A 26,103-nucleotide genomic window follows, 5' to 3' on the forward strand; every position below is an offset into this window, starting at 1 on the left:
ATGGCGTTTGAGGTTTCGAATATGCTGTTTGCCTTGCCAGAGATGCTGATGCTGGCAATGTGCTGCATCGTGCTCTTGGTGGTGGCATTTACCGGTAACCGTCGAATTATGATGGTACATGCGTTAAGCCAATTAACGCTGTTGATGACCTTTCTGACCGTTTTCTGGATGATGGGGGACGGTGGTCTGACATTTTCTGAAAGCTATATCAAAGATCCGCTAAGCGACTTACTCAAGCTGGCGATCTGTCTGGTAAATATGCTGGTATTAAGCTATTCCTACCGCTATTTGCAGGACCGGAATTTATTACAGGGTGAGTTTTATGTGCTGGCTCTGTTTGCCACTCTGGGAATGCTGGTCATGGTATCCGCTCATCATTTTCTGACCTTGTATCTGGGATTGGAGCTGATGTCACTTTGCCTGTATGCGATGGTGGCGATGCACAGAGATTCTTTTGCCGCCACAGAAGCAGGTATGAAGTACTTTATTCTCGGGGCGTTGGCATCAGGCATGTTGTTGTATGGCATGTCGATTATCTACGGTGCCACCGGTGAGTTAGGGATAGAGGCTATTGCAGCTGCCTTGACTAATGAAGAACTGAATCAAACCGTATTGAGTCTGGGCATCGTATTTCTGGTGATCGGAATCGGTTTCAAATTTGGTGCGGTACCGTTTCATATGTGGTTGCCGGATGTCTATCAGGGCGCGCCAACGGCCATTACCTTATTTGTGGCCAGTGCCCCCAAGATCGCCGCATTTGCCATGCTGATACGCATATTGACTGAAGGGATGGGCGATATGCTCAGTGTGTGGCGCGATATGCTGATTATGCTGGCGGTATTGTCTATTGTTGTGGGTAACCTGCTGGCAATCGCGCAAACCAATTTGAAGCGCATGTTAGCGTATTCCACTATTTCGCATGTCGGCTTTTTACTGTTAGGCGTATTAGCTGGAAGTCAGGCGGGTTATGCCGCAGCCCTGTTCTATACTTTGGTCTATGCGCTGATGACATTAGGTAGTTTTGGCATGATTCTGCTGCTCAGCCGGGAAGGTTTTGAGGCCGAAGAGATCGATGATTTTAAAGGTCTGGGGCAGCGTCATCCCTGGCATGCATTGATGATGCTGTTACTGATGTTTTCCATGGCGGGCATTCCACCTTTGGCCGGTTTTTATGCGAAATTAAGTGTGATTAAATCGGTGGTCGATGTTAACTTACTGGCCGTGGCAATAGTTGCAGTCGTGTTGTCGGTGATTGGTGCTTATTATTATTTACGTGTCGTCAAAGTCATGTTTTTTGATAAACCAACACAACAACCGCATATTCAAGCGCCAGTCTCAGTGCAATATTTACTGAGTGGAAATGTGTTGGCGGTACTATTTCTCGGATTATTTCCGGGGGCTTTATTTGCGCTTTGCGCGAGAATATTCAGTTAGGTTATAAAGATGTCGATTTGGTTAATGCTGTTCATTATGTTTGTACTGGCGAATCTGCCCTGGGTAAATTCACGCCTGTTTTTATTTATACCGTTAAAAAATGGCAAAAATGCCTGGCTGAGACTGTTTGAAGTAGTGGTGTATTATTTTGTGGCATTATTGGTGGCCATTGCCTTTGAACAGCAGTATGCGGGGAATATTTATCCCCAGCAGTGGGAGTTTTTTGTCACCACCCTAAGCTTGTTTCTGGTGTTTGCCACCCCGGGTGTAGTGTATCGGCACCAATGGTTACCCTTACAGAAAAAGCTACGATAGCAATCGCAAAAATGCGCCCGCCGAATGCATTGTAATATTAGCCTGAAACTCTAAAGACCGCTATCAGGGCGCTTACAGGCCCTAACGTTAATTCAGGATGCATCCCGAAGGATAGTAGTTTAGAATTTGCGGGTTTAACTCCCTGATGATGTAAACAACATCAGTTATTCACACAATAGAGACAGGATTTATGGCTTCCGATTTATCCAAATACAGAAATATTGGTATTTTCGCCCACGTTGATGCGGGCAAAACCACCACAACCGAACGTATCCTTAAACTGACCGGCAAAATCCATAAGTCTGGTGAAGTACATGATGGTGAATCCACCATGGACTTTATGGATCAGGAAGCCGAACGCGGTATTACTATCCAGTCAGCGGCGACAACCTGTGAATGGAAAGGCCACCGGCTGAACGTTATCGATACCCCGGGTCACGTTGACTTCACTATCGAAGTTTATCGTTCACTGAAAGTGCTTGACGGCGGTATCGGTGTTTTCTGTGGTAGTGGTGGTGTTGAACCACAATCCGAAACCAACTGGCGTTATGCGAATGACTCAGAAGTTTCGCGTCTTATCTATGTCAACAAATTAGACCGCATTGGTGCTGACTTCTACCGTGTTGTTAAACAGGTTGAGACGGTATTGGCGGCAACTCCACTGGTCATGGTTCTGCCAATCGGTATTGAAGATGAGTTTACCGGTGTTGTTGATCTGCTGACCCGCAAAGCGTGGATCTGGAAAGATGATAAGAGCGCTGAAGATTACACCATCGAAGAGCCACCAGCAGATATGGCTGATGCTATTGAAGAATGGCGTGAAAAACTGATCGAAACCGCTGTTGAGCAAGATGACGATCTGATGGAAAAATATCTGGAAGGTGAAGAGCCTTCTGTTGAAGATCTGAAAAGATGTATCCGTAAAGGTACATTACAACTGGACTTCTTCCCGACTTACTGCGGTAGCTCATTCAAAAATAAGGGTATGCAGTTAGTTCTGGATGCCGTTGTTGATTACCTGCCAGACCCAACGGAAGTTGATCCTCAACCAGAAGTTGACCTGGAAGGTAACGAAACCGGTAAACACGCTATCGTTGATATCAAAGGCCCGTTACGCGCCTTGGCATTCAAAATCATGGATGACCGTTTCGGTGCTTTGACTTTCGTTCGTGTCTATTCTGGCGAGCTGAAAAAAGGCGACACCATCCTCAATACTTTCACCGGAAAAACAGAGCGTGTAGGTCGTATGGTGGAAATGCATGCCAATGACCGTAACGAACTGGATTACGCTCATGCCGGTGATATCATCGCCATCGTGGGTATGAAAGACGTACAAACTGGTCACACCTTATGTGACCCGAAAAATCCGGCCACATTGGAACCAATGGTATTCCCGGATCCTGTTATCTCAATCGCGATTGCGCCTAAAGATAAAGCCGCCGCTGAAAAACTCGGTGTTGCACTGGGTAAAATGATTAAAGAAGATCCTTCATTTCGTGTTGAAACCGACGACGATAGCGGTGAAACCATTATGAAAGGTATGGGTGAATTACATTTGGATATCAAAGTTGATATTCTGAAACGTACCCATAACGTTGATGTAATTGTTGGTGAGCCGCAGGTTGCTTACCGTGAAACGATTACGCAAAAAATCGAAGACAGTTACACCCACAAGAAACAATCGGGTGGTTCTGGTCAATTCGGTCGTATTGACTACATCATTGAACCAGGTGAACCAGGCAGCGGTTTCAACTTTGAATCAACCGTAACCGGTGGTAGTGTTCCTCGTGAATACTGGCCAGCAGTTGAAGCTGGCTTTAAGAAAATGATGGGCCGTGGTGTGTTGGCTGGCTTCCCATTACTTGATGTTAAAATTAACCTGTTCGATGGTGCATTCCATGCTGTGGATTCATCAGCAATGGCCTTTGAAATTGCTGCGATGGGCGCTTTCCGTCAAACGATTCCAAAAGCGGGTCCACAATTGCTGGAACCTATCATGAAAGTAGACGTGTTCTGCCCGGATGATAACGTCGGTGATGTTATCGGTGACTTGAACCGTCGTCGTGGCATGATCAAATCGCAGGACGCGGGCGCTACTGGCGTACGTATCAAAGCTGAAGTGCCACTGAGTGAAATGTTCGGTTACATCGGCACTCTGCGTACTATGACTTCTGGTCGTGGTCAGTTCTCTATGGAGTTCCTGCACTACCTGCCATGCCCACGTAACGTGGCAGAAGAAGTTATTAAAGAAGTTAAAGAGCGTGAAGCTGCTGCGAAAAAATAAGCAGTTTGCTAAAAGTTCGATTGAGAAAGGGGCGTTTATCGCCCCTTTTTTTTGGCCAGAATTTGACCTTAACTCAGGTTAGCCCTGACTTGAAATAAGTAGGCTATGCTGAGGTTTACTAATAGTGGTCAAGGCTGAAAAAAATGGATCTGAAAAGCGGTTATCCCTTCTGGGCGATTAAAAATGGATTAATGCGAACCTTTCCGGCACTGGACCATAATATTGTGTGTGATGTGGCCATTATCGGAGGGGGGATTACCGGCGCATTGATTGCTGATGATCTCAGCTCAAATGGTTATGCAGTGGCGATTATCGAACAGCGTGATATCGGCTGGGGCAGCACCGCTGCCAGTACGGCATTACTGCAATATGAAATAGATACCCATCTGACCGAGCTTGCCGCTTTATATGGCGAGGTTGATGCATTAAAAGCCTATCGGGCTTGTGCAGAGGCTATTACCGATCTGCAAACACTTGCTGAAACAGTCGGTGATGTTGATTTTGAAATGCAGGACAGTCTGTATTACGCCAGTCGCCGTCGTGATAAACAACCGCTCAAAGATGAATTTTTGTTACGACAAAAACATGGATTTGATGTTGAATGGTTGGAACCTGATGGCATTAAAAAACAATATGGTTTTAAATCTTCTGGCGCCATACTTAGTAAAAAAGCCGCTCGAATTGATCCTTATCGCTTAACCCATAAATTGCTCGACAGAATGCAAAGCAGTGGACATCACGTCTATGATCGGACGGAAATAAAAAATTTGAAGCCTTCTGCTGAGCAAGTTGAGTTAACGACTACATCGGGATTTAAGATTAGCTGCCAGTCTGTGGTGATGGCAACCGGTTACTCCAGCCAAAAATGGTTAAAACAAAAGGTAGCTTCAAATCGTAGCAGCTATGCTTTTATTACCGATCCGATAGATCCTGAGTTATTGGGCGAATTAAATAGAACCATGATGTGGGAATCCGCCAGGCCTTATCTTTATATGCGAACGACCGGCGATGGTCGTTTGCTGGTCGGTGGGGAAGACGATGATATCGATATTTCAGCAAAACGGGATAAACGGGTTGATAAAAAAGCCCGGACGCTGGCTAACAAAGTCGAAAAGTTGTTCCCCAAACTACCCATGAATCCAACATTTTCCTGGGCCGGCACCTTCGCTGAAACCGAAGATGGTTTGCCGTTTTTTGGTCCGCATAAGCAATATGGCGAGCGAGTTCAGTTTGCCATGGCCTATGGTGGTAACGGTATTACCTACAGCATGATTGGTGCTGGCTTGTTAAGAGCCAATATCGAACAGCGTGAGCATCCGCTGGCTGAGCTGTTCTCTTTTTCCAGATTAGATTAATGCAACAGCAACTGAGGCTGCGACACAGAACAGCACCGTCCATAAAGCGGAGCGTTTCAGCACAAAAATAATCAGAAAACCACCAAGTGCAATCAGTAAATCCAGCCAGTGATTCACACCTTCGGTAAAAATAGGATCGTATAAAGCCGCGGCTAACAAGCCCACTACTGCCGCGTTGATTCCAGCTACTACCGCACCGGCGTTTGGCAGATGAGCAAGTTGTTGCCACAGGGGTAACATCGCCAGCAGTAATAAAAATCCCGGGACAAAAATAGCGAGAGTAGCGAGCAGGGCATTCCAGCCCGGGGGCAATTGTGAAGGAATTTCAGCACCGAGATAAGTTGCCAGCGTGAACATTGGGCCTGGAACGGCCTGAGCAGCACCATAACCGGTTAAAAACTGATCGGTAGTGAGCCAGCCAGTGGCAACCGTCTGCTGTTCAAGCAGCGGCAGCACAACATGGCCGCCACCAAATACCAATGCACCGGCCTGATAGAAGCCGGCCAGCATATTAGTGGTATTAAGCTGACTGCCTGCAAACAGACTGAGAATAAGCAATAGCAGAAACAGGCTGAACAATAGCCAGGCAGTTTGTTTGCCGTAATTAACCGGAAATTTAAAATCTGCTGACAATTGTTGCTGACGACATAAAAACCAGCCGGCGAGACCACCCAAGATAATCACTGCGATTTGCATAATCGCTAATTTGAACAGCAGCAAGAGGGCTAAAGCCAATAAGGCAATCAGAATGCGTTGCCAGTCTGGAGTCAATTTCTGAGCCATGCTGATAACCGCATGCGCTACTACGGCAACGGCTACCAGTTTTAATCCATTAATAATGGCTATACCGATCGCATTATCCAGCTGGTGGGCAATGGCAGCAAAAGCAAACAACAGCAATGCAGAAGGTAGGGTAAATGCAATGAATGCCGCAATGGCGCCAGGCCAGCCGGCACGAAATAAACCAATGGAAAAGCCCATCTGGCTGCTGGCCGGGCCGGGCAGAAACTGTGTCACAGCAAGTAACTGAGAAAACTGTTGTTCAGAAAGCCATTGGCGTTTGCTGATAAATTCAGTTCGGTAATAACCAATATGAGCAATGGGGCCACCAAATGCCGTTACACCAAGTTTGAGAAAGGCCAGAAACACGTCCACTACGTTCTGCAGATTGTTTGTTGCCTTCACAGTTATTTCCTCTGGTTAATCGGTATGACTGGCCGCATCGATTCGTAACAGTTCCAGTAATCGTTGCATATCATCGGGTAAGGGAATCTGCCAGCTCACGGCTTCACCCGTAGTGGGATGATCAAAACCTAATAAACCGGCATGCAAAGCCTGGCGACGCGTATTCTGCAAAGCGGCCAGGCAGCTATCCGTCATACCTTTTGGTGTTTTAAACCGGCCACCATATAAAGGATCACCTAATAACGGATGTCGAATATGCGCCATATGCACTCGGATTTGGTGCGTGCGCCCGGTTTCCAGTTTGCAACGAAGATGGGTATGCGCCCGAAAACGCTCTTCAATCCGGTAGTGTGTCACGGCAGGTTTACCGTTCTGTGACACCGCCATTCGTTTTCGATCAATGTGATGTCGACCAATCGGTGCATCAACCGTTCCGCCTGCGGTAAACACACCACAGGCAATGGCCTGATATTCACGTACCACAGTACGTTCCTGTAATTGACTGATTAATGAATGATGCGCCTGCAAACTTTTGGCGACCATCAATAAGCCAGTGGTGTCCTTATCAATACGATGCACAATACCGGCACGTGGAATATGCGTCAGTTGTGGCGCATGCGCCAACAGCGCATTGACCATGGTGCCGTTCTGATTTCCTGCACCGGGATGCACCACCATGCCAGCCGCTTTATTGATGATTAACACATCGTCATCTTCATAAATAATATCCAGGGCGATGGATTCGGCCTGCCAGTTATCATCATGGATGATTTGCTGTGCGGCAATTTCAATCTGATCCCCGGTTCGTACCGCATCTTTTGGCCGACATGTTTGCTGATTCAGTAATACATCGCCAGCTTTAATCCATTTGGTCAGCTGGCCACGGGAGTATTCTGAGAACAGCTGTGCCAGAGCCTGATCAACACGCAGGCCAGTTAATGACTCGGGAATAGTGGCATCTAGTTTAATAATTTCAGTCATCAATGGCTTTGCATAAAATAGGGAGGGTATTATAACGTAGCTGGAATCATCGCCGTGAAACGGGCGAAAGGGAAATTATGAAACGATCACTGAGCTGCCTTATTTTACTGCTGGCTTCAACCACGGTTTACGCAGAACCGAATATGGCATTAATGGCATCATCCTGCGCAGGTTGTCATGGAACTGATGGACACAGCAAAGGTGATATGCCAAAGCTGGCTGGCTTAGCGCCGGAGTACTTTATTGAGCAGATGCAGGATTTTATCAGTGGAGAGAGAGAATCCAGCGTTATGCGGCATCATGCCGGGGCTTACAGCGAAACTGAAATTCGTTTACTGGCAAAGTATTTTTCGGAACAATAATCTAGATTTACCGTTTTTGGCATTGTGGGCAAAAATAGGTGGCTCGTTGTGACTGGCGAATCAGCTCAATCGGATGACCACATTGTTTACAGCCCATGTTCTGCCGCGCATATACCCATAATTCCTGCGCAAAATAACCTGGTTTGCCTTCACTGTCTCGAAAATCCCGTAAGGTTGTGCCGCCGGCGGCAATGGCTTTTTGCAGGGTCAGTTTAACGGCATCAACCAGTTTTTCAGCCTGTGATTTTTTTAATTTTGCTGCCATTAATTGTGGATGAATACCGGAAAGAAACAGCGATTCACTGGCATAGATATTTCCTACACCGACTACGATTTCGGCATTCATAATAAAGGTTTTGATGCTGACCTGACGTTTACGGCTGCGTTGTAAGAGATATTCAGCATCAAATGCATCCTCCAGAGGTTCCGGTCCTAAATGGTTTAACAGTGGATGTTGCATGGGCGGTTCACTGGTCCACAATACCGCGCCAAAACGGCGAGGATCGGTAAAGCGCAGAATAATGCCGTCGGCAAATACGATATCCACATGATCATGTTTTTCGGGTGGTTGGAAAACCGTCAAAATACGTAAGCGACCGGACATGCCCAGATGAATGAATAAAGTGCCAGTGGCCGTCGTGAACAGTAAATATTTGGCACGGCGGCTGACTGACTGAATAACCTGACCGGAAATTTTTTCATCGAGGTTATCCGTGATGGGCCAGCGCAGACGTGAGTCTCTGATGACTACCCGTTCTACAGTGTTATTTTCAACGTAAGGTGTAATACCACTGCGGGTGGTTTCAACTTCAGGTAATTCGGGCATATATCAGTCGTTTATTGAAAAAAGGGCGGAGATCATGGCTGCAGGAAATTGATACTGCAGCTGCACTTCTGGATCTGTCAGAGTGAGGCCATCATTATTGTGCGTTACGACAAAATTACGTTGTGTATTATCGGATAATTCCATCACTACCTGTGGCTGATTTTCAGTGACCATTTCATCTGGATCGACAATGATAACCACCTGCATGGCATAAGCCTGTTGCCAGTTCTGCAAAAGACTTAGCAGTTTGTCCTGTTCGTGGTTTGCCGGTTTAGAATGCCAGCTGGAGTTTTGCTGATAGACAGACAGTCCGGCAGATTGCAGTTGAGCATTTTTATCAAGCAACTCAGGTAAATGAATTGCCTGAATGGTGCTGGCAGGATCCAATAGGCGATTATCGACAAAACTGCTGGCGCTGGCACCGAGCAGCGGTGAAATATCATCGTTAATCAGATATATCTGCTGATGATGCAGAATATAACGATAACCACTGAGAGACTCAGTATTACCAAAAACAAAAGCTTGTTGATTAAACAGTAACGTTAAATTTGGCTGCTCTAAACCAAACTCAGCAAGATTAGTATTATCTGTTACCGGGATCGGCGATTGTACCGGTTGATCTAACAGGCTTAACAACAGCTTGATACGGGTTTGATTGGCTCGCGCTTTGACGGGCTGGACTAACTGCCATTGTTTATCCAGTTGCAGTTGAACGGTTTGTTGCTGGCGACGCTGAATTTCAATTTCGCTTACTTGAGATTGGGTAATACTGTCAGTGATATAGGTGTTTGGTTTTTGCACCTGTGACTCGGTCATCAGCCATACTAAAAAAACGGCGACCACCAATAACAACATGTTTGTCAGATAGGTACTTTTCATCGGCGTCTTCTAATCCACCACACACTAATGCCAATAATCAGCAAAGTTAACGGTAATCCCAGTAAAAAGCCGATACCGATAAACAATGATTGCCCATCCGATAATATCAGTTGATTATCGCGCGTTTTGATGAGCGGGATTTCTATTGAATCATCTTCAGCGACCAGCCAGTTCATCAGCGCCATGGCCAGCTCCAGATTAGCAGCTGTGCCGAGGTATGAGTTAGAGACAAAGTCGCCGTCACCCATGACGGCAATCCTCTGTCTGTGGTTGTCTGGAAATAATTTTTCCAGTAAGACATCCAACATTAGCGGGCCCGGAATATCCAGCTCATCATCAAACTGTAATGTATCCAGATTTGCAGCATTAATATCGCCCAGTTCGGACCAGCTTTCACTCTGGGACTGCATCAGTTGGGTAACTTGCCAGTCAGATTCTGCAGCAGAAAATTGGATGGCATGCGCTCCAGGCATCAGAGTGACGCTGGAGGTCGCGGCGGTAACGGGATGATTGGCGTAATCGGTCACAATCACAAAACGGGGATCTTCCAGGCCTAATTTGCCAGCATTCGGATCCACCATCGTACCGGGTACAAAGTTCAGATTTAGCTGCTCAGCAATAACGTTCAGACCAATATCCGTCTCCGGTTCGCTGAGCCAAAGCAGATTGCCACCTTGCTGTAGATAATCCTCTAACTGGACAATATCACTCTCTGGCCAAGGCTTTTGAGAGCTGGCAATAACTAACACAACGTTATCGTCAGGACTAATGTTTTGCATGGATTCAGCCATGGAAAGTGTCTGCACTTCAAAGCCGGTGATGGTCAGTTGATTGCGCCATTGCGCCATATCAAAGGCTGCATCACCCACAATATCGCGTTCCCCGTGACCGGAAATAAATATCAGTTTCGGCAAGCTGCTGCGACTGACTTTTATAATAGCGTTGCTAAGTGATTGCTCGGATAAATCAAATACATGCTGTTGGCCCTGCTGACCTGAAACCACCATTTCTGCCTGTTGTTGGATATTCAGTTCACGAACCCGCTGCGGCTGACTGACAGGATCAATAAAGGTGATCGTTAACTGCTCACTATATTGCTGATAGCGTTTTAATAAACTTTCAGCTGCGGGTTGGTATTGATGGCCCGGGCTGACAAATACTTCGACGGTTACCGGACTATCAAGAGACGTTAATAAGTTGGTGGTTGCAGAGGAGAGGGTATGTCGCTGATTGACCGTCCAGTCTGATTCAAAAGTGTAACGGTGTGACAAAACCGCTACGGCGATAATGATCACCAGTAATAAAATATAAAAGATGATCTGTTGCAGACGGTGCTGATATTTAAACTGTTTTGACATCTTCATTGACTCAGCCTCGCGGCATCAAGACGTCGAATAGTCATCAAGAGAAAGACAATACAAAACAAGGCAAAAAAACTCAGATCGACGCTGTTGACCTGTCCTGCCAGCATGGGTTGAAAATGCCCCAGCAGTGAGATCCAGCCCAGCCAGTTTATCTGACCGGAAAGCGTACTGGCGGCGGCAAAATCAATTATCCATAACAGAAACAGTAAACAGAACGTTATTACGGCCGCAATAATCGGCTGTGTAGTAAGCGAGGAAATAAAGGTTCCGGCAGCGACAAAACTGGCTACCAGAAATAATAAACCAAACATTGCGGCCCCAAGCTGGTAAAGATCGATAGCAGCGCCAGTCATCAGTGATAATGGCATGAATGCAATAAGCAGTAATTGCAGCAGAAAAAAACTGAGATAACCGAGGTATTTTCCTAAAACAATCTGACTGGCAGAAAGTGGTGCAGAGATTAATAATGGCAGACTATGATTACGATGTTCATCGGCAAAAGCCCGCATGGTGATAAACGGAGCGATTAATAGCATCACCAGAGCAGCATTATTTAATAACGGTGCGATAACCAGCTCCGTGACACCGGGGGCACCGGGTATAGCCGAAATCTGTCCCTGGATCTGCGCAAAATACTCAATATGACTGAGAAACAGATAAGCCAGTAAAAACTGTACTAAAGCCAGCATCACCCAGGCGAAGGGCGATAAAAACAAACGCGATAATTCCAGTCTTGCCACACACCACATCAGCTGTTGGCTCCCACTGTCGAAGGATCAGTATTTATCAACTGCATAAAAATATCTTCCAGCGAATCCTGTTCACGCACCAGTTCCTGCATTTGCCACTGTTGTGATACGGCATTGGCTAACAGACTTTCAGTAGGATCCTGCTCCGGGTGAAAGATGATTCTGAATTGGTTGGATGATAACGCTTCAACCGACGAAACCTTGTCCAGAGTATAAAGCTCATTGAGTGACGGAGGATTAGATAAAATGACACGGAGGCTGCTGTGATGTCGTTGCTGATGCAACGTGCTCAGACTATCAGCAAACACCACCTGACCCTTACTGATGATTTGTACCCGATCACAGAGCATTTCCACTTCCGGCAGAATATGCGTCGACAGGATAACGCTATGCTCGTTGGCGATTTCACGGATTAATTCTCTGATCTGACGGATTTGCTGCGGATCCAGACCGGAAGTGGGTTCATCAAGTATCACCACTGCCGGGGTATGCACAATGGCTTGTGCAATGCCGGTACGTTGTTGATAACCTTTCGATAATTGGCCGATCAAGCGACGACTGACGTCACCCAAACCACAGCGTTCGATCACGGTGGCAACTGCCAGTTTTAATGGTGTACCTGTCAAACCATTGAGTCTGGCGCAATGCTGCAGATATTCGCGAACCGTCAATTCGCGATACAAGGGTGGGGTTTCCGGCAGATAGCCCAATTGGGCTTTGGCCTGTTTGGGTTGGGACAATAAATCAAATCCATTAATACGGATTTCACCTTTATCCGGTGCCAGATTGCCGCTGAGCATTTTCATGGTGGTACTTTTACCGGCACCATTGGGACCAAGGAATCCAAGGACCTCTCCGCGTTTTACCGTGATATCAATATCCTGGACCGCGATATTGGGGCCAAAAAAACGAGACAGGTTTTGTGCTTCAAGCAATATAGTCATAGCGCACTATAATACGGTTTTGGCCGGAATCGGCCAATCTTGTTTCAACAAAAATTTCAATCGAATTTAATTTATTTTAGCCATAAAAAAACCCGCGTTAAATTGCGGGTTTTCTTAGAAGCAGTTATCAGTAAAATTATTTGATTTTTGCTTCTTTATACATCACGTGCTGACGGATAACTGGATCAAACTTTTTGATCTCCATTTTTTCCGGCATGGTGCGTTTGTTTTTATCAGTAGTGTAGTAGTGACCTGTACCTGCTGATGAAACTAATTTGATTTTATCGCGCATGTCCTGACTCCTTAGATTTTTTCGCCGCGGCTACGGAGATCAGATAAAACGGTATCAATACCTCTTTTATCAATGATACGCAGACCATGATTGCTGACACGCAATTTTACCCAACGATTTTCAGACTCAACCCAAAAACGGTGTGAGTGAAGATTAGGTAGGAAACGGCGTTTTGTTTTGTTGTGAGCGTGTGAAACGTTGTTACCGCTCATAGGGCGTTTGCCCGTTACCTGACATACTCTGGACATGTTAATCCTGCTCCTGATGCATTTTTAGTGACTGACGCGTCCTGCCAACGCATCATTCTGAATAACTAAGCCGGACTTTATACCATATGTGCTATCTGATGTGTAGCAGTTTTGCGCTATAAATCAGCTGAGGCCCATTTTGACAAGTTGTTCTGAAACGCTCTCTTTATTCAATACGCCGATTTTGCGCATCACAATTTTGCCCTCGGGTGAAATCAGGTAATGGGTAGGTGTGACTCGGACATTATTAAATGCACTGGAAATTTCACCTTCACTGTCCCAGATAAGTGTATAGGGCAAACCCCGGGCTTCACGCATTGCTTTAATATGTGATGGGGTATCATGCGGCAGTGAAACGCCGAGCATCACTAGCCCTTTTTCGGCATATTCTTCATGCAATGCAATCAGCTCCGGCAGCTCCTGCACGCAAGCAGGACAATCAGTCGCCCAGAAAATCATCAATATCGGCTGGCCGGCATAATCGGAGAAATGATGTATTTCTCCGTCGACATCTTCAAATTTTAGATCCGTATAGACAGGTGCAGTTGCGTTCTTGTATAAAAACACAATAAACAGTAACGCAAACAAAGCGGCTATAAAGGCAATAAAACGTTTTCCAGACTTCATTTTTACTCTCAGGTTGGCTGGGTCAATTGACTCAGAGATTCGGTCAGTTTCAGGTTTTCCCGATAATCCACCGGGCAGTCAATGACGGTAACGGTATGACTGTCTAATGCGGTTTTTAGCGCAGGCATCAGCTCTTCAGTCTTGTTGATTCTGACACCGGTAGCACCAAAAGATTGCGCGTATTGAATAAAATCAGGGTTATTGAATTTTACATTACTGGTACGGCCAAACTGGTTTTGCTGTTTCCATTCAATCAGGCCATAACTCGCATCATTCCATATCAGAATCACAATAGCGATATTCAAGCGCATCGCGGTTTCGATTTCCTGCGAGTTCATCAAAAAGCCGGCATCACCGGTAACGGCAACCACTTTGCGTTCGGGATGTGCCAGTTTGGCTGCAATTGCGCCCGGTACAGCAATGCCCATGCTGGCAAAACCATTGGAAATGATGCAGGTGTTTGGATATTCGCAACGAAACATACGCGACATCCACATCTTGTGGGCACCGACATCACAAATCACGATATCCTCAAGATGCATGGCCGTGCGCAGATCCCAGATAATTTTTTGGGGTTTAACCGGGAATTCGGTATCACGGCGGTGCTGATTCATTTCGGTAATCAAACTGTCACGTAAAGTACGCATGGCTTTGCCTTTATGGGGCGTAGTTAGCGCAGCGATGCGATTTAAACTGTGATTGATATTACCCACTACACCAAGCACCACACTGTAATAAGCATCAACCTCAGCGTGGGTTGAGTCGATATGAATTAAGATTCGATCCCGTGAAGGATGCCATAAGTAGGGATGGTATTCGACCATGTCGTAACCGATACAGATAATGACATCGGCATTGGCGAATCCGGTATTGACATAATCATTGGACTGCAAACCCACGCTGCCTAACGACATCGAATGACCAAACGGGATAACGCCTTTGGCCATAAAGGTATTAGCGACAGGAATCCCCAGTTTTTCCGCGAAATCGGTCAGGGCTGCTGAGGCATGCGCCCGCACCACGCCATTACCGGCCAGAATAATAGGATTCTGGGCATTGGAAATTAATTCCGCTGCCCGTTCAATATGCTCTGCGGCCGGTTCTGGAGGCGTGGCATGTTTAACTCGCAGCGGTGCATCGTCAATTTCCATTTCAGCAATATTCTCGGGAAATTCGATAAAGCAGGCACCGGTTTTTTCAGTCTGCGCCACTTTGAAGGCTTTACGCACAATTTCCGGAATCACCTCGGGGCTGACAATGCGGGTGGAGTATTTAGTGATGGGCAGAAACATCGCTTCCAGATTAAGCACCTGATGCGATTCTTTATGTAAACGATTGGTGGACGCCTGACCGGCAATAGCCACCAGCGGAGCATGATCCATATTGGCATCTGCGACACCGGTAATAAGATTGGTTGCTCCCGGTCCTAATGTTGCCATACAGACACCGGCACGGCCGGTTAGTCGACCATAAACATCGGCCATAAATGCTGCACCTTGCTCATGACGGGTGGTAATAAAATGAATTGGCGAACTGAGCAAAGCATCCATAACATCCAGATTTTCCTCACCGGGAATTCCGAATACATACTCGACACCTTCATTTTCCAGAGTACGGACAAATAGCTCTGCTGCTTTCATTTAAGATGACTCCGTTAAATTGCCTTGGCGCAAGCATACCCTGTTTTATTTGCGGCATGCGAGAGGCTGATTTGATTATTATTGAAGTGAATAATGACCATTAAATTTCTTGTGAGTTTTTTATAAAAAAACTCCCTAAAAAAGGGGCTTTCGCCCCTTAATTTTTACTGAAATGCTGTGGGAATTTGCTTATGCCAATCGGTAACCTGTTGATAGCGATGAGCAACATTAAGTAAACGTGCTTCATCAAAATAATTACCAATAATTTGCAGGCCTGCAGGTAACCCTCCGGCAAAACCTGCCGGAACAGACATGCCTGGCAGTCCGGCAAGATTGGTATTGATGGTATAGATGTCTGCCAGATACATAGCCACCGGATCATCTGTTTTATCACCCAATTTAAAGGCTGTTGTTGGTGCAGTAGGGCCCATAATGACATCTACTTCTTCAAAAGCCTGCTGAAAGTCATCACTGATCAAACGGCGGCATTTCTGAGCTTTCAGGTAATACGCATCGTAATAACCGGCAGACAGCGCATAGGTGCCGATCATGATGCGGCGTTTAACTTCGTCTCCGAAACCTTCACCGCGTGAACGTTGATAGAGATCCAGCAAGTCTTTTGGATCGTCACAGCGATGACCGAACCGTACCCCATCCATTCGCGATAGATTGGATGAACATTCCGCTGGAGCGACAACATAATAGGTTGGTATTGCCAGCGCTGTATTCGGCAGGCTGATTTCTTTAACGGTTGCGCCGAGTTTTTCAAATTCTTTAATGGCAGCCTCGATAGTTACAGCCACTTCAGGTGACAGGCCTTCGCCAAAGTATTCTTTCGGCAGGCCAATGCGCAAACCTTCCAAAGAATCATTCAGATTGGCGGTGTAATCTGGAACATCGCGTTCCACACTGGTGGAATCACGCTCATCAAAACCGGACATCACGTTTAATAACAATGCCGCATCTTCGGCATTGGCCGCCATCGGTCCTGCCTGATCCAGACTGGAGGCAAAGGCAATCATGCCGTAGCGGGAAACGCGGCCATAAGTTGGCTTCAATCCGGTTAAATTACACAAAGAAGAAGGTTGACGAATCGAACCACCCGTATCTGTTCCGGTAGCAACCGGCGTTAAACGTGCAGCGACTGCTGCTGCAGAACCACCTGATGAACCACCCGGAACACGCTCGATGTCCCAGGGATTTTTTACCGGACCATAGAAGCTGGTTTCATTGGATGAACCCATGGCGAATTCATCCATATTGGTTTTACCCAGCATGACCATGCCGCTGGCAGCAATTTTTTCAACCACGGTGGCATCATAGGGCGCGATAAATTTATCAAGCATTTTCGATGCACAGCTGGTGCGGACACCTTTGGTGCAGAAAATATCTTTATGCGCCATCGGGATGCCGGTCAATTTACCGGCGGTTTTTTCCGCAAACTGTTTATCGGCAGCGGCGGCCTGCGCCAGCGCACTTTCCTCAGTAATGCTGATAAAGGCATTCAAATTACCGTTATGCGTTTTGATGCGATTTAAGAAATGTTTGGTCAGTTCCACACTGGTGATATCACCGTTGTGCAGCAACGCCGAAAGTTCAGATAAAGTTTTGTTATGCATGAGCTTGCCTGTGTTGGAATTTATTCGATGACTTGCGGAACCAGATAAACGCCAGCCTCGGTTTTGGGTGCGATAGACTGGAATAATTCACGCTGATCGGTTTCTGTCACAACGTCTTCACGAAGTCTCTGGTGAGCATCCAGAGGGTGTGCCATCGGACTGACCTCATTGGTATCCACAGCGCTCATCTGTTCAACCAGAGTAAGGATATTGTTCAGATCCCGTGCATAATCAGGAATGGTGCTTTCATCAATGGCGAGTCGCGCAAGATGCGCGATTTTTTCAACATCGGATTTATCTAAACTCATCAGTCGTCCCGTAAGTTAATTGATTTCACAAAGTTGAAGTTTAAATCATTAGTTGCTTGCCCAACAGACCTGAGCATTGCTAAAGTACTCATTTTACCTCTTCCGGATGTGGTTTCTTAAATGTTTGAACGTTTACGCGGGATATTCTCTAACGATCTGTCTATCGATCTGGGTACAGCCAATACGCTGATATATGTGCGGGGACGGGGCATCGTTTTAGATGAACCTTCCGTAGTGGCAATTCGACAGGATAAGGGGCCGGGCGGTCCTCGCTCGATTGCCGCCGTTGGTGCAGAAGCAAAAAGAATGTTGGGGCGAACCCCTGGAAATATCACGGCGATTCGACCATTGAAAGATGGGGTGATTGCTGACTTCACTGTCACCGAAAAAATGTTGCAGCATTTTATTCGCAAAGTGCATGAAGGGCGCTTTTTAAAACCAAGTCCGCGCGTTTTAGTCTGTGTTCCTTGTGGATCCACTCAAGTTGAACGTCGGGCCATTCGTGAATCCGCTGCCGGTGCCGGAGCGCGTGATGTGTTTTTGATTGAAGAACCGATGGCAGCAGCCATTGGCGCTGGTATGCCAGTTGAAGAAGCCAGTGGTTCGATGGTATTGGATATCGGTGGTGGTACGACGGAAGTGGCCATTATTTCATTAAACGGTATTGTTTATTCAGCTTCTGTTCGTATCGGTGGCGATCTTTTTGATGAAGCAATTGTGAACTATGTGCGTCGTAATTACGGCACATTAATTGGTGAAGCCACTGCGGAAAAAATCAAAAAAGAAATTGGTTCAGCTTACCCGGGAAATGAAGTCAGAGAGATGGAAGTGCGTGGTCGTAATCTGGCCGAAGGCATACCTCGCAGTTTCACTTTGAACAGTAATGAAATACTCGAAGCTTTGCAGGATCCGCTTGCCGGTATTGTGGCTGCAGTGAAGACTGCTCTGGAGCAGACACCACCTGAACTGGGTGCTGACGTTGCTGAACGCGGTATTGTTTTAACGGGTGGTGGGGCGCTGTTAAAAGATTTAGATCGCTTGCTGATGGAAGAAACTGGCTTGCCAGCCATTGTCGCAGAAGACCCGTTGACTTGTGTTGCCAGAGGTGGTGGCCGGGCGTTAGAACTTATCGACGAACGCGGGAGCGATGTATTTACGTTTGAATAGCCTTCAGTAAGATTGATGTTGGTATTTGACCTTTACAAATAACACGCTTGTTTGTGAAGGTCTTTTCATTTTCGGAACTGAGCCATTAAACCGCTATTTACCCATACACCGTCGTTAAATACACGAATGCTACTTGCCGTAGTCGCTTCTGTATTGCTGTATTTTCTCGATACCCGGCTGGATTATTTCAAGCCCGTCAGAGCCACACTATCGACTGTTGTCTATCCGGTGCAGAAACTTGCCTCGATGCCGGATGATTTCGTCACTTGGTTTAGTGAGTTATTTCAGGGACATCAGCAGCTTCGCGAAAAAATCATGACACTGGAAGCGCAAAACCTTACCAATAGTGTGCGGATGCAAAAAATGCAGGCACTGGAAAGTGAAAATATGCGTTTGCGAGAACTGCTCGGCTCATCATTTCGTTTACAGGAACGTGTTCAGGTCGCTGAATTGTTGAGTGTCGATTTAGATCCTTTTTATCAACATGTCATTATCGATAAAGGCGAATCGTTCGGTGTTTATGAAGGACAGCCAGTACTCGACTCATTAGGGGTCATGGGGCAGGTCGCTGAGGTGAGTCAGTTTTCCAGTCGCGTCGTATTGCTGACGGATCCAAGTCATAGTATTCCGGTACAAATTGTCAGAAATGGTTTACGTGCCGTGGTCACGGGACGGGGTTTGGGCGAAGCCTTACAGATGGAGTTTTTACCCCACAATGCCGACGTGCGTGTCGGTGATATGCTAGTGACTTCCGGTTTAGGTGGCCGTTTCCCGGTGGGGTATCCTGTTGGAACGGTAACCGCCGTTGATTTCCCACAAGGTAAATCTTTTGCTGAAATTGCGGTTGCACCAGCCGCACGTTTGTCGACCAGTCGAGAAGTCATGCTGGTATTGCCCGGTGAAAAAATTGACTTCGGCATTACTTACCCTTTGCAGATTGAAGAAGATGATCTGCCACTATTGGAACAGCCGCCTGCCACTGATGAAGTGGTGACGCCAGCAGAGGGAAATGACTGATGGTATTGGTGAGACCACAGCATAGTAGTGTGATTTACATTACCTTATTATTCGCCATATTGTTAATGCTGGTGCCAATACCGGATAGCCTGCGTTATGCACGGCCGGAATGGGTAGCAATGACATTGATTTATTGGGCTATGGCGTTACCGCAACGCGTTAGCATTGGTGTTGCCTGGTTAACCGGGCTGGTCATGGATTTGATTACGGGTGGTGTTCTCGGCATTCATGCGTTTGCCTATGCTCTGGTGATTTATCTGGTAGGCCGACTGCATTTACAGCTCCGCCAATACCCCCTATGGCAGCAAGCATTCACCATATTATCTCTGGTTTTTCTGGTGCACTTTATCGTCATGTTAAATGCGCCCAGCAGCTTTAGTTTGACTAATTGGATGACTGTTCTGACAAGTACGCTGGTCTGGCCGCTGGTATATGCCGTATTAAGGAAAATACGTCGTAGTTTTCAGGTGAGCTGATCGTGATCGATCCACGGCACCGACTTAAAGATCATTTTCGTGAAAGTCGTCTGGTGAGCAACCGGCTGATAATTGCCGGGCTTTTCTTTCTGGTATTGTTCGGCATTATCATTTTTCGGCTGGTGATGTTGCAGATTGTTGACTTTGAACATTTTGATTCACTGTCAAATCGTAATCGTGTTGCTATTGAACCCTTACCACCTCAACGTGGACTGATTTACGATCGTAATGGGGTATTGCTCGCTGAAAATATTCCAACTTTCAGTTTGGAAGTCATTCCTGAAAAAGTGACGAATCTGGATGAGACCATCGCCGAACTGGCGGAGTTACTGTCTTTAACCGAAGAGGATGTTGCTGCTTTTAACGAGCGACGTAAACGTCACAGGGCTTTTGAAGAAATCGTTGTTCGTAATCAGCTGACGCAAAAAGAAGTTGCGCTGTTTTCAGTGAATCGGCATCGATTCCCTGGAGTTGATGTTGTGGGCCGACTGATTCGTCATTATCCCCAAGGGACACTTTTCGGCCATGCGGTGGGCTATGTTGGCCGTATCAATCAACAAGAGATGCAGGTTATTGATCGGCAGAATTACAAAGGCACCCTGCAGATTGGTAAAAATGGTGTTGAAAAGCAATATGAAGATCTGTTGCATGGCACAGTAGGCTATCGGCAGGTGGAAACGAATGTTCAGGGACGTACAGTCAGAGAACTGTTCAGTGAACCAGCCACGGCGGGCCAAGATCTCTATCTGCATTTAGATATACAGCTGCAAAAAGCCGCTTCAGAAGCATTAGGAGAATACAATGGCTCTGTCGTGGTGCTGGACACGCGCAATGGTGGTGTTCTGGCCATGGTCAGTAAGCCTGAGTACGATCCCAATGCATTCGTGACCGGGATTAGCACCACAGACTATGCAGCGTTAAGAGATAATCCTGAGCAACCTTTATTTAATCGTGCCTTGCGCGGTCATTACCCTCCGGGTTCTACATTTAAACCCTTTGTTGCATTAGCGGGACTGGAGTTGAATGTGGTCACTGAGCAAAGCCGGACTTATTGCCCCGGTTTTTACAGGCTTCCAGGACATGAGCACCGTTATCGTTGCTGGCGGCGACAGGGACATGCCCATGTCGATCTGAAAAGCGCCATGGCAGAATCCTGTGATGTCTATTTTTACGATTTGGCTCATGCCCTGGGCATTGATCGGCTGCATGGCTTTCTGGATTATTTTGGTTTTGGTAAACGCTCAGGAATTGATGTGCCTGGGGAGAGTGCGGGACTGTCACCTTCAAGGGAGTGGAAACGGGCCCAACGAAATCAGGCCTGGTTTCCGGGGGAAACGTTGATTTCAGGCATTGGCCAAGGCTTTAATCAAACAACACCTTTGCAGTTGGCTCATGCCACTGCGACATTGGGTATGTTAGGTACTGTATATAAACCGCAGCTGGTACGTGCCACAAAATCAGATAGTGATGATGGTATGCAATTGATTGGGGGACAACAGACTGACAGTCTGCCAATTCAGAAATCGAGTAATTGGCAGGCTGTCATTGAATCCATGGTTGAAGTGGTGCATGGCAAACGCGGAACGGCACGGCATATTGGAGAAGACTTGCCATTCAAAATTGCGGGTAAAACCGGCACAGCTCAGGTATTTGGGATTGCACAGGATGCAAAATATGATGCAGAAACCCTGGCGAAAAAACTGCATGATCATGCTTTGTTTGTCGCTTTTGCCCCTGCAGATGCCCCTGAAATTGCTATTTCGGTTATTGTCGAAAATGGTGGCAGTGGCAGTGCCGTCGCAGCACCCATCGCCCGAAAACTGATTGATGTGTATTTTGGTATAGAAACAGAGAAAGAGAGCGATGAGCCAATTACTGAATGATCGTCGCAATCCACCCAGAACGATAAGCCCGTTGTTGCAGGATCGTCGCAAGGTCTCCAGAGTTCACTGGACTTCTATACTGCAGCGTATTCATCTGGATGGTTTATTGGTGCTGGGAATCGTGGCGCTGATGGTATTTAGTGCTGTGGTATTGTACAGCAGCGGCGGTGAAGATATCAGCTTGTTAATTCGCCAGGGTGTGCGTATGGCGATCGCCATTGCTGCCATGATTATTCTGGCACAAATCCAACCTGACAGATTTAAGGATATGGCTTTTTGGGTGTATGGCATCGGCGTTTTAATGTTGGTTGCAGTATTGCTGTTTGGCACGATTGGCAAAGGTGCACAACGCTGGCTTGATTTAGGATTTTTTCGCTTTCAGCCATCTGAAATAATGAAGTTGGCAGTGCCTCTGGCTGTCGCCGTTTATCTGGCCGAGCGACCTCTGCCCCCCAGTTTTGCAAGATTGTTTATGGCTTTGCTGATGATTGCCATTCCGGTGGTGCTCATTGGTAAGCAACCGGACTTGGGAACTGCATTGTTGATCGCCAGCTCAGGCCTGATTGTGGTGTTTTTGTCGGGTATGTCGTGGCGATTGCTCATGAGTTTTATAGTACTTTGCGCTTCCGCTGCCCCGGTATTATGGTATTTCATGCATGATTATCAGCGGCGACGGGTGATGACCTTGTTTAACCCTGAGTCAGATCCACTTGGCGCCGGGTATCACATTATCCAGTCAAAAATTGCGATTGGTTCCGGTGGTTTGCATGGACGGGGGTGGTTGCAGGGAACACAGTCACATCTGGAGTTTTTACCGGAACGATCCACCGATTTTATTTTTGCTGTGATTGCAGAAGAATTCGGTTTGATTGGTCTGGTGATGTTAATCACAGTTTATCTGTTGATTACGGCAAGAGGTCTATATATTGCCGCTCAGGCGCAGATGAGTTACATGAAATTATTGGCGGGCAGTATTGCCATTACTTTTCTGGTCTACGTATTTGTTAATGTAGGAATGGTTACTGGTTTATTACCCGTTGTCGGGGTGCCGCTGCCACTTATCAGCTATGGAGGCACATCAATGGTGACCTTGCTGGCAGGCTTCGGTATCCTGATGTCTATACACACCCATCGGAGGATGATGTCACCGTGAAGAAGCATATTGTAGCCACACTTATGGGCCTGATGCTGACGCCAGCTTATGCCAATCCAGAGTTACCTGATTTGGATAAATTTATTGACGAAATGGTGCAGGAGCACGATTTCAATAGAGCTGAACTTGAAGCATTGTTTGACCAGGTGGAAGTCAAGGACAGTATCCTTAAAGCGATTTCAAGACCAGCGGAGAAAAGTAAGCCGTGGTATGAATATCGCGAAATTTTTCTGGACCAGGCGCGTATTAATGCCGGTGTTGCCTACTGGAAAAAACACGAAGCGGCTTTGACGCGGGCGGAAGAAGAGCTGGGTGTGCCGGCAGAGATTATCCTGGCTATTCTTGGTGTAGAAACGCGTTTTGGTGGCAATATGGGAAGTTTCCGGGTGGTAGATGCTTTATCAACACTGGCGTTTCGTTACCCGCCGCGTAGTCCGTTTTTCCGTTCGGAATTGAAAAACTTCTTAATCCTGACGCGTGAGGAGGAAATGTCACAGCTGGAGCCAGTAGGGTCTTATGCCGGTGCGATGGGTCTTGGGCAATTTATGCCAAGCAGTTTCCGAGAGTATGCAGTGGATTTTGATGGTGATGGTCATCGCGATATCTGGAAAAACCCGACGGATGCCATTGGCAGTATTGCCAATTATTTACGTCGCCACGGTTGGCAGCCTGGCCAGACAATAGTTCACGCGACACAATATCAAGGTAACGATTTACCTCAGGATTTGGTTGATCGTGGGTTAAAGCCCAGCATAACCCGTGAAGAATTACGCAAGTCAGGATTGTCGACTGCCGATTTACCAGAAGGCGATGATGCTATTACTGTTTTCAGTCTGACTCAGCCGGGTGGCGAAGAACTCTGGTTAGGACGGCAGAATTTTTATGCGATTACCCGTTACAATCACAGTCGTATGTATGCCATGGCGGTTGTGCAACTGTCCGAAGAGATTCGTAATACTTATGAGTCCTCAAAATGAAACGCCATATAGTTAGGCATTTAAGTTTATCGTTGGTGCTTGTTAATCTGTGGTCCTGCGGAACGATCACAGAACAACAGGATGGTGCGCCCAGAGTCAAACCGGATGTGGCAAATATTCCGGATGCCGTACCGCGAGATGAGCCCCGCAGTAAATATGGAAATCCCGCTTCTTATGAAGTATTTGGCAAACGTTATTACACACTTGCCAGCAGTGAAAATTATGTGGAACGAGGTAAAGCGTCATGGTACGGCACCAAGTTTCATGGCCGGCGAACTTCCAGTGGCGAGCCTTACGATATGTATGCCATGACAGCAGCACATAAAACCTTACCATTACCAAGTTATGCTGAAGTGACCAATCTGGATAATGGACGTAAAATCGTGGTTAAAATTAATGACCGAGGTCCATTTCATGATGATCGGCTGATTGATTTATCCTATAGTGCTGCCACGAAATTAGGCATTATCGATAAAGGCACTGGCAATGTTGAAGTCCGCGCAATCACTAAAAAGAATGTGACGGCATCTGCTAACATCAGAGCGACTGAAAATGTTGCCAAAGCCGCCTCTGTTTCCAATGCGGTGGCACCAACCAGCACAATTGGAAAAGTAGTATTGTTCCTGCAGGTCGGGGCTTTCAGCACGATGAGTCGTGCGGAACAAATCAGACAGCAAGTTCAACAACAGATCGAAGAACGGGTGCATATTTCCCCTGTTGAACGTGCTCAAACGCCACTATATCGAGTCAGAGTCGGACCACTGGAAAGTGCTGAGTATGGCGAACGCATTGCCAGCAGGCTAGTGGATATGGGATTTTCCGATACCCGTATTGTGACCGAATAACGTTTTTACACTTGAGAGTAACTAATGATTAAATTGTTAAAAATGAGTCTGGCAGGTTTGCTATTCAGTGTTTCAACACTGACAGCAGCCGGCATGATTACACCGAATCCAACTGCACCATCTATCGCTGGCACTGCTCATATTTTGCAGGATTATGACAGTGGTCATATTCTGATGTCAGAAAATGCTGACGAACGCCTTCCACCCGCCAGTATTACCAAACTGATGACATCTTATGTGGTGTCACAGGAAATTCATGACGGCAACATTAATCTTGATGATGAAGTGTTAATTAGTGAAAAAGCCTGGCGAATGATTGGTTCGCGGAGTTTTATTGAGGTGAATACCAGAGTCACTGTAGAAGCTTTATTAAGAGGCATGATCGTACAGTCTGGCAATGATGCTGCGGTAGCACTGGCTGAACATGTCGCAGGCAGTGAAGAAGTCTTTGCCCAGATGATGAATCAATATGCTCAAAAACTTGGTATGTTCAATACCAATTATGAAAATGCCACCGGGTTACCCGGGCCGGAGCACTATACTACAGCCCATGATATTGCGATCCTTTCTGCGGCATTGATTCGCGATTTTCCCGAGCATTACAAATGGTATGCCGAAAAGGAATATACCTATAACGGTATCACCCAACACAATCGTAATAAGTTGCTATGGCGTGATAATACTGTCGATGGTTTGAAAACCGGTCATACCGAAGAAGCCGGTTTTTGTTTGTCTGCATCAGCCAAGCGCGATGGTATGCGTTTAATTGCTGTTGTAATGGGAACTGCCAGTGAGAACGCTCGTGCTCAGGAAATCCAGAAGATGTTTAATTTTGGATTTCGTTTTTTTGAAACGCATCAACTCTATGCTGCCGATGAAGCGATTACTCAGACTAAAGTCTGGAAAGGTGAAACCAAACAATTGAACCTGGGTTTGGCTCAGCCGTTATCGATTACTGTTCCGCGCGGCCGCTATAAAGATTTACAGGCCTCCACTAATATTCAGCAACCGGTTGTAGCACCGATAGTCAAAGGTACTGAGCTGGGTGAAGTTGAGATCCGTCTGGGAGACGAAGTGGTTGCTCAGCAAAAGCTGGTGGCTGTAGAAAATATTGAAAAAGGCAGCTGGTGGAGAAGAATCCTGGACAGCTTGTTAATGCTGATCTGGGGTTAA

The 26,103-nt window shown here is 46.6% G+C and carries 26 protein-coding genes; 13 read left to right on the top strand and 13 right to left on the bottom strand.

Annotation, left to right across the window (positions count from 1 at the left end):
* The 4 genes from nuoN (at position 1) to B2337_RS04000 (ending at position 5,388) form a co-directional block, all read left to right on the top strand.
* Positions 1-1,434 carry an NADH-quinone oxidoreductase subunit NuoN gene (nuoN, locus tag B2337_RS03985; RefSeq protein WP_292414046.1) on the top strand — a complete coding sequence of 478 codons (1,434 nt, stop codon included), beginning with the start codon at positions 1-3 and terminating at the stop codon, positions 1,432-1,434.
* 9 nt (positions 1,435-1,443) lie between these two features.
* Positions 1,444-1,749: a DUF2818 family protein gene (locus B2337_RS03990; protein WP_292362384.1), complete on the top strand. Its 306-nt coding sequence runs from the start codon at positions 1,444-1,446 to the stop codon at positions 1,747-1,749.
* A gap of 190 nt (positions 1,750-1,939) precedes the next feature.
* Positions 1,940-4,033 (top strand): elongation factor G, encoded by a 2,094-nt coding sequence (gene fusA / locus B2337_RS03995; RefSeq protein WP_292414047.1) that lies wholly within the window; start codon positions 1,940-1,942, stop codon positions 4,031-4,033.
* Positions 4,034-4,176: 143 nt separating this feature from the next.
* Positions 4,177-5,388: an NAD(P)/FAD-dependent oxidoreductase gene (locus B2337_RS04000; protein WP_292414049.1), complete on the top strand. Its 1,212-nt coding sequence runs from the start codon at positions 4,177-4,179 to the stop codon at positions 5,386-5,388.
* Here B2337_RS04000 and chrA read toward each other — a convergent pair.
* Both chrA and rluD read right to left on the bottom strand, forming a co-directional pair.
* Positions 5,380-6,573: a chromate efflux transporter gene (gene chrA, locus B2337_RS04005; RefSeq protein WP_292362387.1), complete on the bottom strand. Its 1,194-nt coding sequence runs from the start codon at positions 6,571-6,573 to the stop codon at positions 5,380-5,382. The genes B2337_RS04000 and chrA overlap by 9 nt on opposite strands.
* Positions 6,574-6,588: 15 nt before the next feature.
* A complete protein-coding gene (rluD, locus tag B2337_RS04010; RefSeq protein WP_292414050.1) occupies positions 6,589-7,554 on the bottom strand; it encodes a 23S rRNA pseudouridine(1911/1915/1917) synthase RluD in 966 nt (321 codons plus the stop codon).
* A 77-nt stretch (positions 7,555-7,631) separates the two neighbouring features.
* Between rluD and B2337_RS04015 the strand changes: the two genes are divergently transcribed.
* Positions 7,632-7,916: a c-type cytochrome gene (locus B2337_RS04015; RefSeq protein ID WP_292362389.1), complete on the top strand. Its 285-nt coding sequence runs from the start codon at positions 7,632-7,634 to the stop codon at positions 7,914-7,916.
* Between the two features lie 7 nt (positions 7,917-7,923).
* Here B2337_RS04015 and mutM read toward each other — a convergent pair whose 3' ends face one another.
* The 11 genes from mutM to gatC all read right to left on the bottom strand — a co-directional run bounded on the left by mutM (position 7,924) and on the right by gatC (position 17,412).
* On the bottom strand, positions 7,924-8,742 hold the full coding sequence (gene mutM, locus B2337_RS04020) for a bifunctional DNA-formamidopyrimidine glycosylase/DNA-(apurinic or apyrimidinic site) lyase (protein ID WP_292414051.1): 819 nt from the start codon (positions 8,740-8,742) through the stop codon (positions 7,924-7,926).
* Between the two features lie 3 nt (positions 8,743-8,745).
* Positions 8,746-9,621 carry a DUF4340 domain-containing protein gene (locus B2337_RS04025; protein WP_292414052.1) on the bottom strand — a complete coding sequence of 292 codons (876 nt, stop codon included), beginning with the start codon at positions 9,619-9,621 and terminating at the stop codon, positions 8,746-8,748.
* Complete coding sequence (locus B2337_RS04030; protein WP_292414053.1) at positions 9,618-10,985, bottom strand: GldG family protein; 1,368 nt, start codon at positions 10,983-10,985, stop codon at positions 9,618-9,620. The genes B2337_RS04025 and B2337_RS04030 overlap by 4 nt, the downstream gene beginning before the upstream one ends.
* A complete protein-coding gene (locus tag B2337_RS04035; protein ID WP_292414054.1) occupies positions 10,982-11,734 on the bottom strand; it encodes an ABC transporter permease in 753 nt (250 codons plus the stop codon). Before B2337_RS04035 ends, B2337_RS04030 begins: the two co-directional genes overlap by 4 nt.
* Positions 11,734-12,678 (bottom strand): ABC transporter ATP-binding protein, encoded by a 945-nt coding sequence (locus B2337_RS04040; RefSeq protein WP_292414055.1) that lies wholly within the window; start codon positions 12,676-12,678, stop codon positions 11,734-11,736. The genes B2337_RS04035 and B2337_RS04040 overlap by 1 nt, the downstream gene beginning before the upstream one ends.
* A gap of 136 nt (positions 12,679-12,814) precedes the next feature.
* Positions 12,815-12,970, bottom strand: a complete 156-nt coding sequence (gene rpmG / locus B2337_RS04045) for a 50S ribosomal protein L33 (protein ID WP_014707985.1) — start codon at positions 12,968-12,970, stop codon at positions 12,815-12,817.
* 11 nt (positions 12,971-12,981) lie between these two features.
* A complete protein-coding gene (gene rpmB / locus B2337_RS04050) occupies positions 12,982-13,218 on the bottom strand; it encodes a 50S ribosomal protein L28 (protein ID WP_226070964.1) in 237 nt (78 codons plus the stop codon).
* A gap of 123 nt (positions 13,219-13,341) precedes the next feature.
* A complete protein-coding gene (locus B2337_RS04055; protein WP_292362395.1) occupies positions 13,342-13,845 on the bottom strand; it encodes a peroxiredoxin family protein in 504 nt (167 codons plus the stop codon).
* Between the two features lie 8 nt (positions 13,846-13,853).
* Positions 13,854-15,485: an acetolactate synthase large subunit gene (locus B2337_RS04060; protein WP_292362396.1), complete on the bottom strand. Its 1,632-nt coding sequence runs from the start codon at positions 15,483-15,485 to the stop codon at positions 13,854-13,856.
* A gap of 164 nt (positions 15,486-15,649) precedes the next feature.
* Entirely contained in the window at positions 15,650-17,104 is a 1,455-nt protein-coding gene (gene gatA / locus B2337_RS04065; RefSeq protein WP_292414056.1) for an Asp-tRNA(Asn)/Glu-tRNA(Gln) amidotransferase subunit GatA, read from the bottom strand.
* 20 nt (positions 17,105-17,124) lie between these two features.
* Positions 17,125-17,412 (bottom strand): Asp-tRNA(Asn)/Glu-tRNA(Gln) amidotransferase subunit GatC, encoded by a 288-nt coding sequence (gene gatC / locus B2337_RS04070; protein ID WP_292362398.1) that lies wholly within the window; start codon positions 17,410-17,412, stop codon positions 17,125-17,127.
* Positions 17,413-17,532: 120 nt separating this feature from the next.
* Here gatC and B2337_RS04075 point away from each other — a divergent pair, with 120 nt between their 5' ends.
* The 8 genes from B2337_RS04075 to B2337_RS04110 all read left to right on the top strand — a co-directional run bounded on the left by B2337_RS04075 (position 17,533) and on the right by B2337_RS04110 (position 26,103).
* Positions 17,533-18,579, top strand: coding sequence for a rod shape-determining protein (locus B2337_RS04075; protein WP_292362399.1), 1,047 nt, complete (start codon positions 17,533-17,535; stop codon positions 18,577-18,579).
* 84 nt (positions 18,580-18,663) lie between these two features.
* Positions 18,664-19,596: a rod shape-determining protein MreC gene (gene mreC / locus B2337_RS04080; protein ID WP_292414124.1), complete on the top strand. Its 933-nt coding sequence runs from the start codon at positions 18,664-18,666 to the stop codon at positions 19,594-19,596.
* Positions 19,596-20,072 (top strand): rod shape-determining protein MreD, encoded by a 477-nt coding sequence (mreD, locus tag B2337_RS04085; protein WP_292362400.1) that lies wholly within the window; start codon positions 19,596-19,598, stop codon positions 20,070-20,072. Before mreC ends, mreD begins: the two co-directional genes overlap by 1 nt.
* 2 nt (positions 20,073-20,074) lie before the next feature.
* Positions 20,075-21,955, top strand: a complete 1,881-nt coding sequence (gene mrdA, locus B2337_RS04090) for a penicillin-binding protein 2 (RefSeq protein WP_292362401.1) — start codon at positions 20,075-20,077, stop codon at positions 21,953-21,955.
* Positions 21,936-23,108: a rod shape-determining protein RodA gene (rodA, locus tag B2337_RS04095; RefSeq protein WP_292414057.1), complete on the top strand. Its 1,173-nt coding sequence runs from the start codon at positions 21,936-21,938 to the stop codon at positions 23,106-23,108. Before mrdA ends, rodA begins: the two co-directional genes overlap by 20 nt.
* Positions 23,105-24,085, top strand: a complete 981-nt coding sequence (gene mltB, locus B2337_RS04100; RefSeq protein WP_292414058.1) for a lytic murein transglycosylase B — start codon at positions 23,105-23,107, stop codon at positions 24,083-24,085. The genes rodA and mltB overlap by 4 nt, the downstream gene beginning before the upstream one ends.
* Positions 24,082-24,930, top strand: coding sequence for a septal ring lytic transglycosylase RlpA family protein (locus tag B2337_RS04105; RefSeq protein ID WP_292362404.1), 849 nt, complete (start codon positions 24,082-24,084; stop codon positions 24,928-24,930). The genes mltB and B2337_RS04105 overlap by 4 nt, the downstream gene beginning before the upstream one ends.
* Positions 24,931-24,954: 24 nt before the next feature.
* Entirely contained in the window at positions 24,955-26,103 is a 1,149-nt protein-coding gene (locus B2337_RS04110) for a D-alanyl-D-alanine carboxypeptidase family protein (RefSeq protein ID WP_292362405.1), read from the top strand.

The sequence above is a fragment of the Methylophaga sp. UBA3192 genome, assembly GCA_002363955.1.
Taxonomy (GTDB): domain Bacteria; phylum Pseudomonadota; class Gammaproteobacteria; order Nitrosococcales; family Methylophagaceae; genus Methylophaga.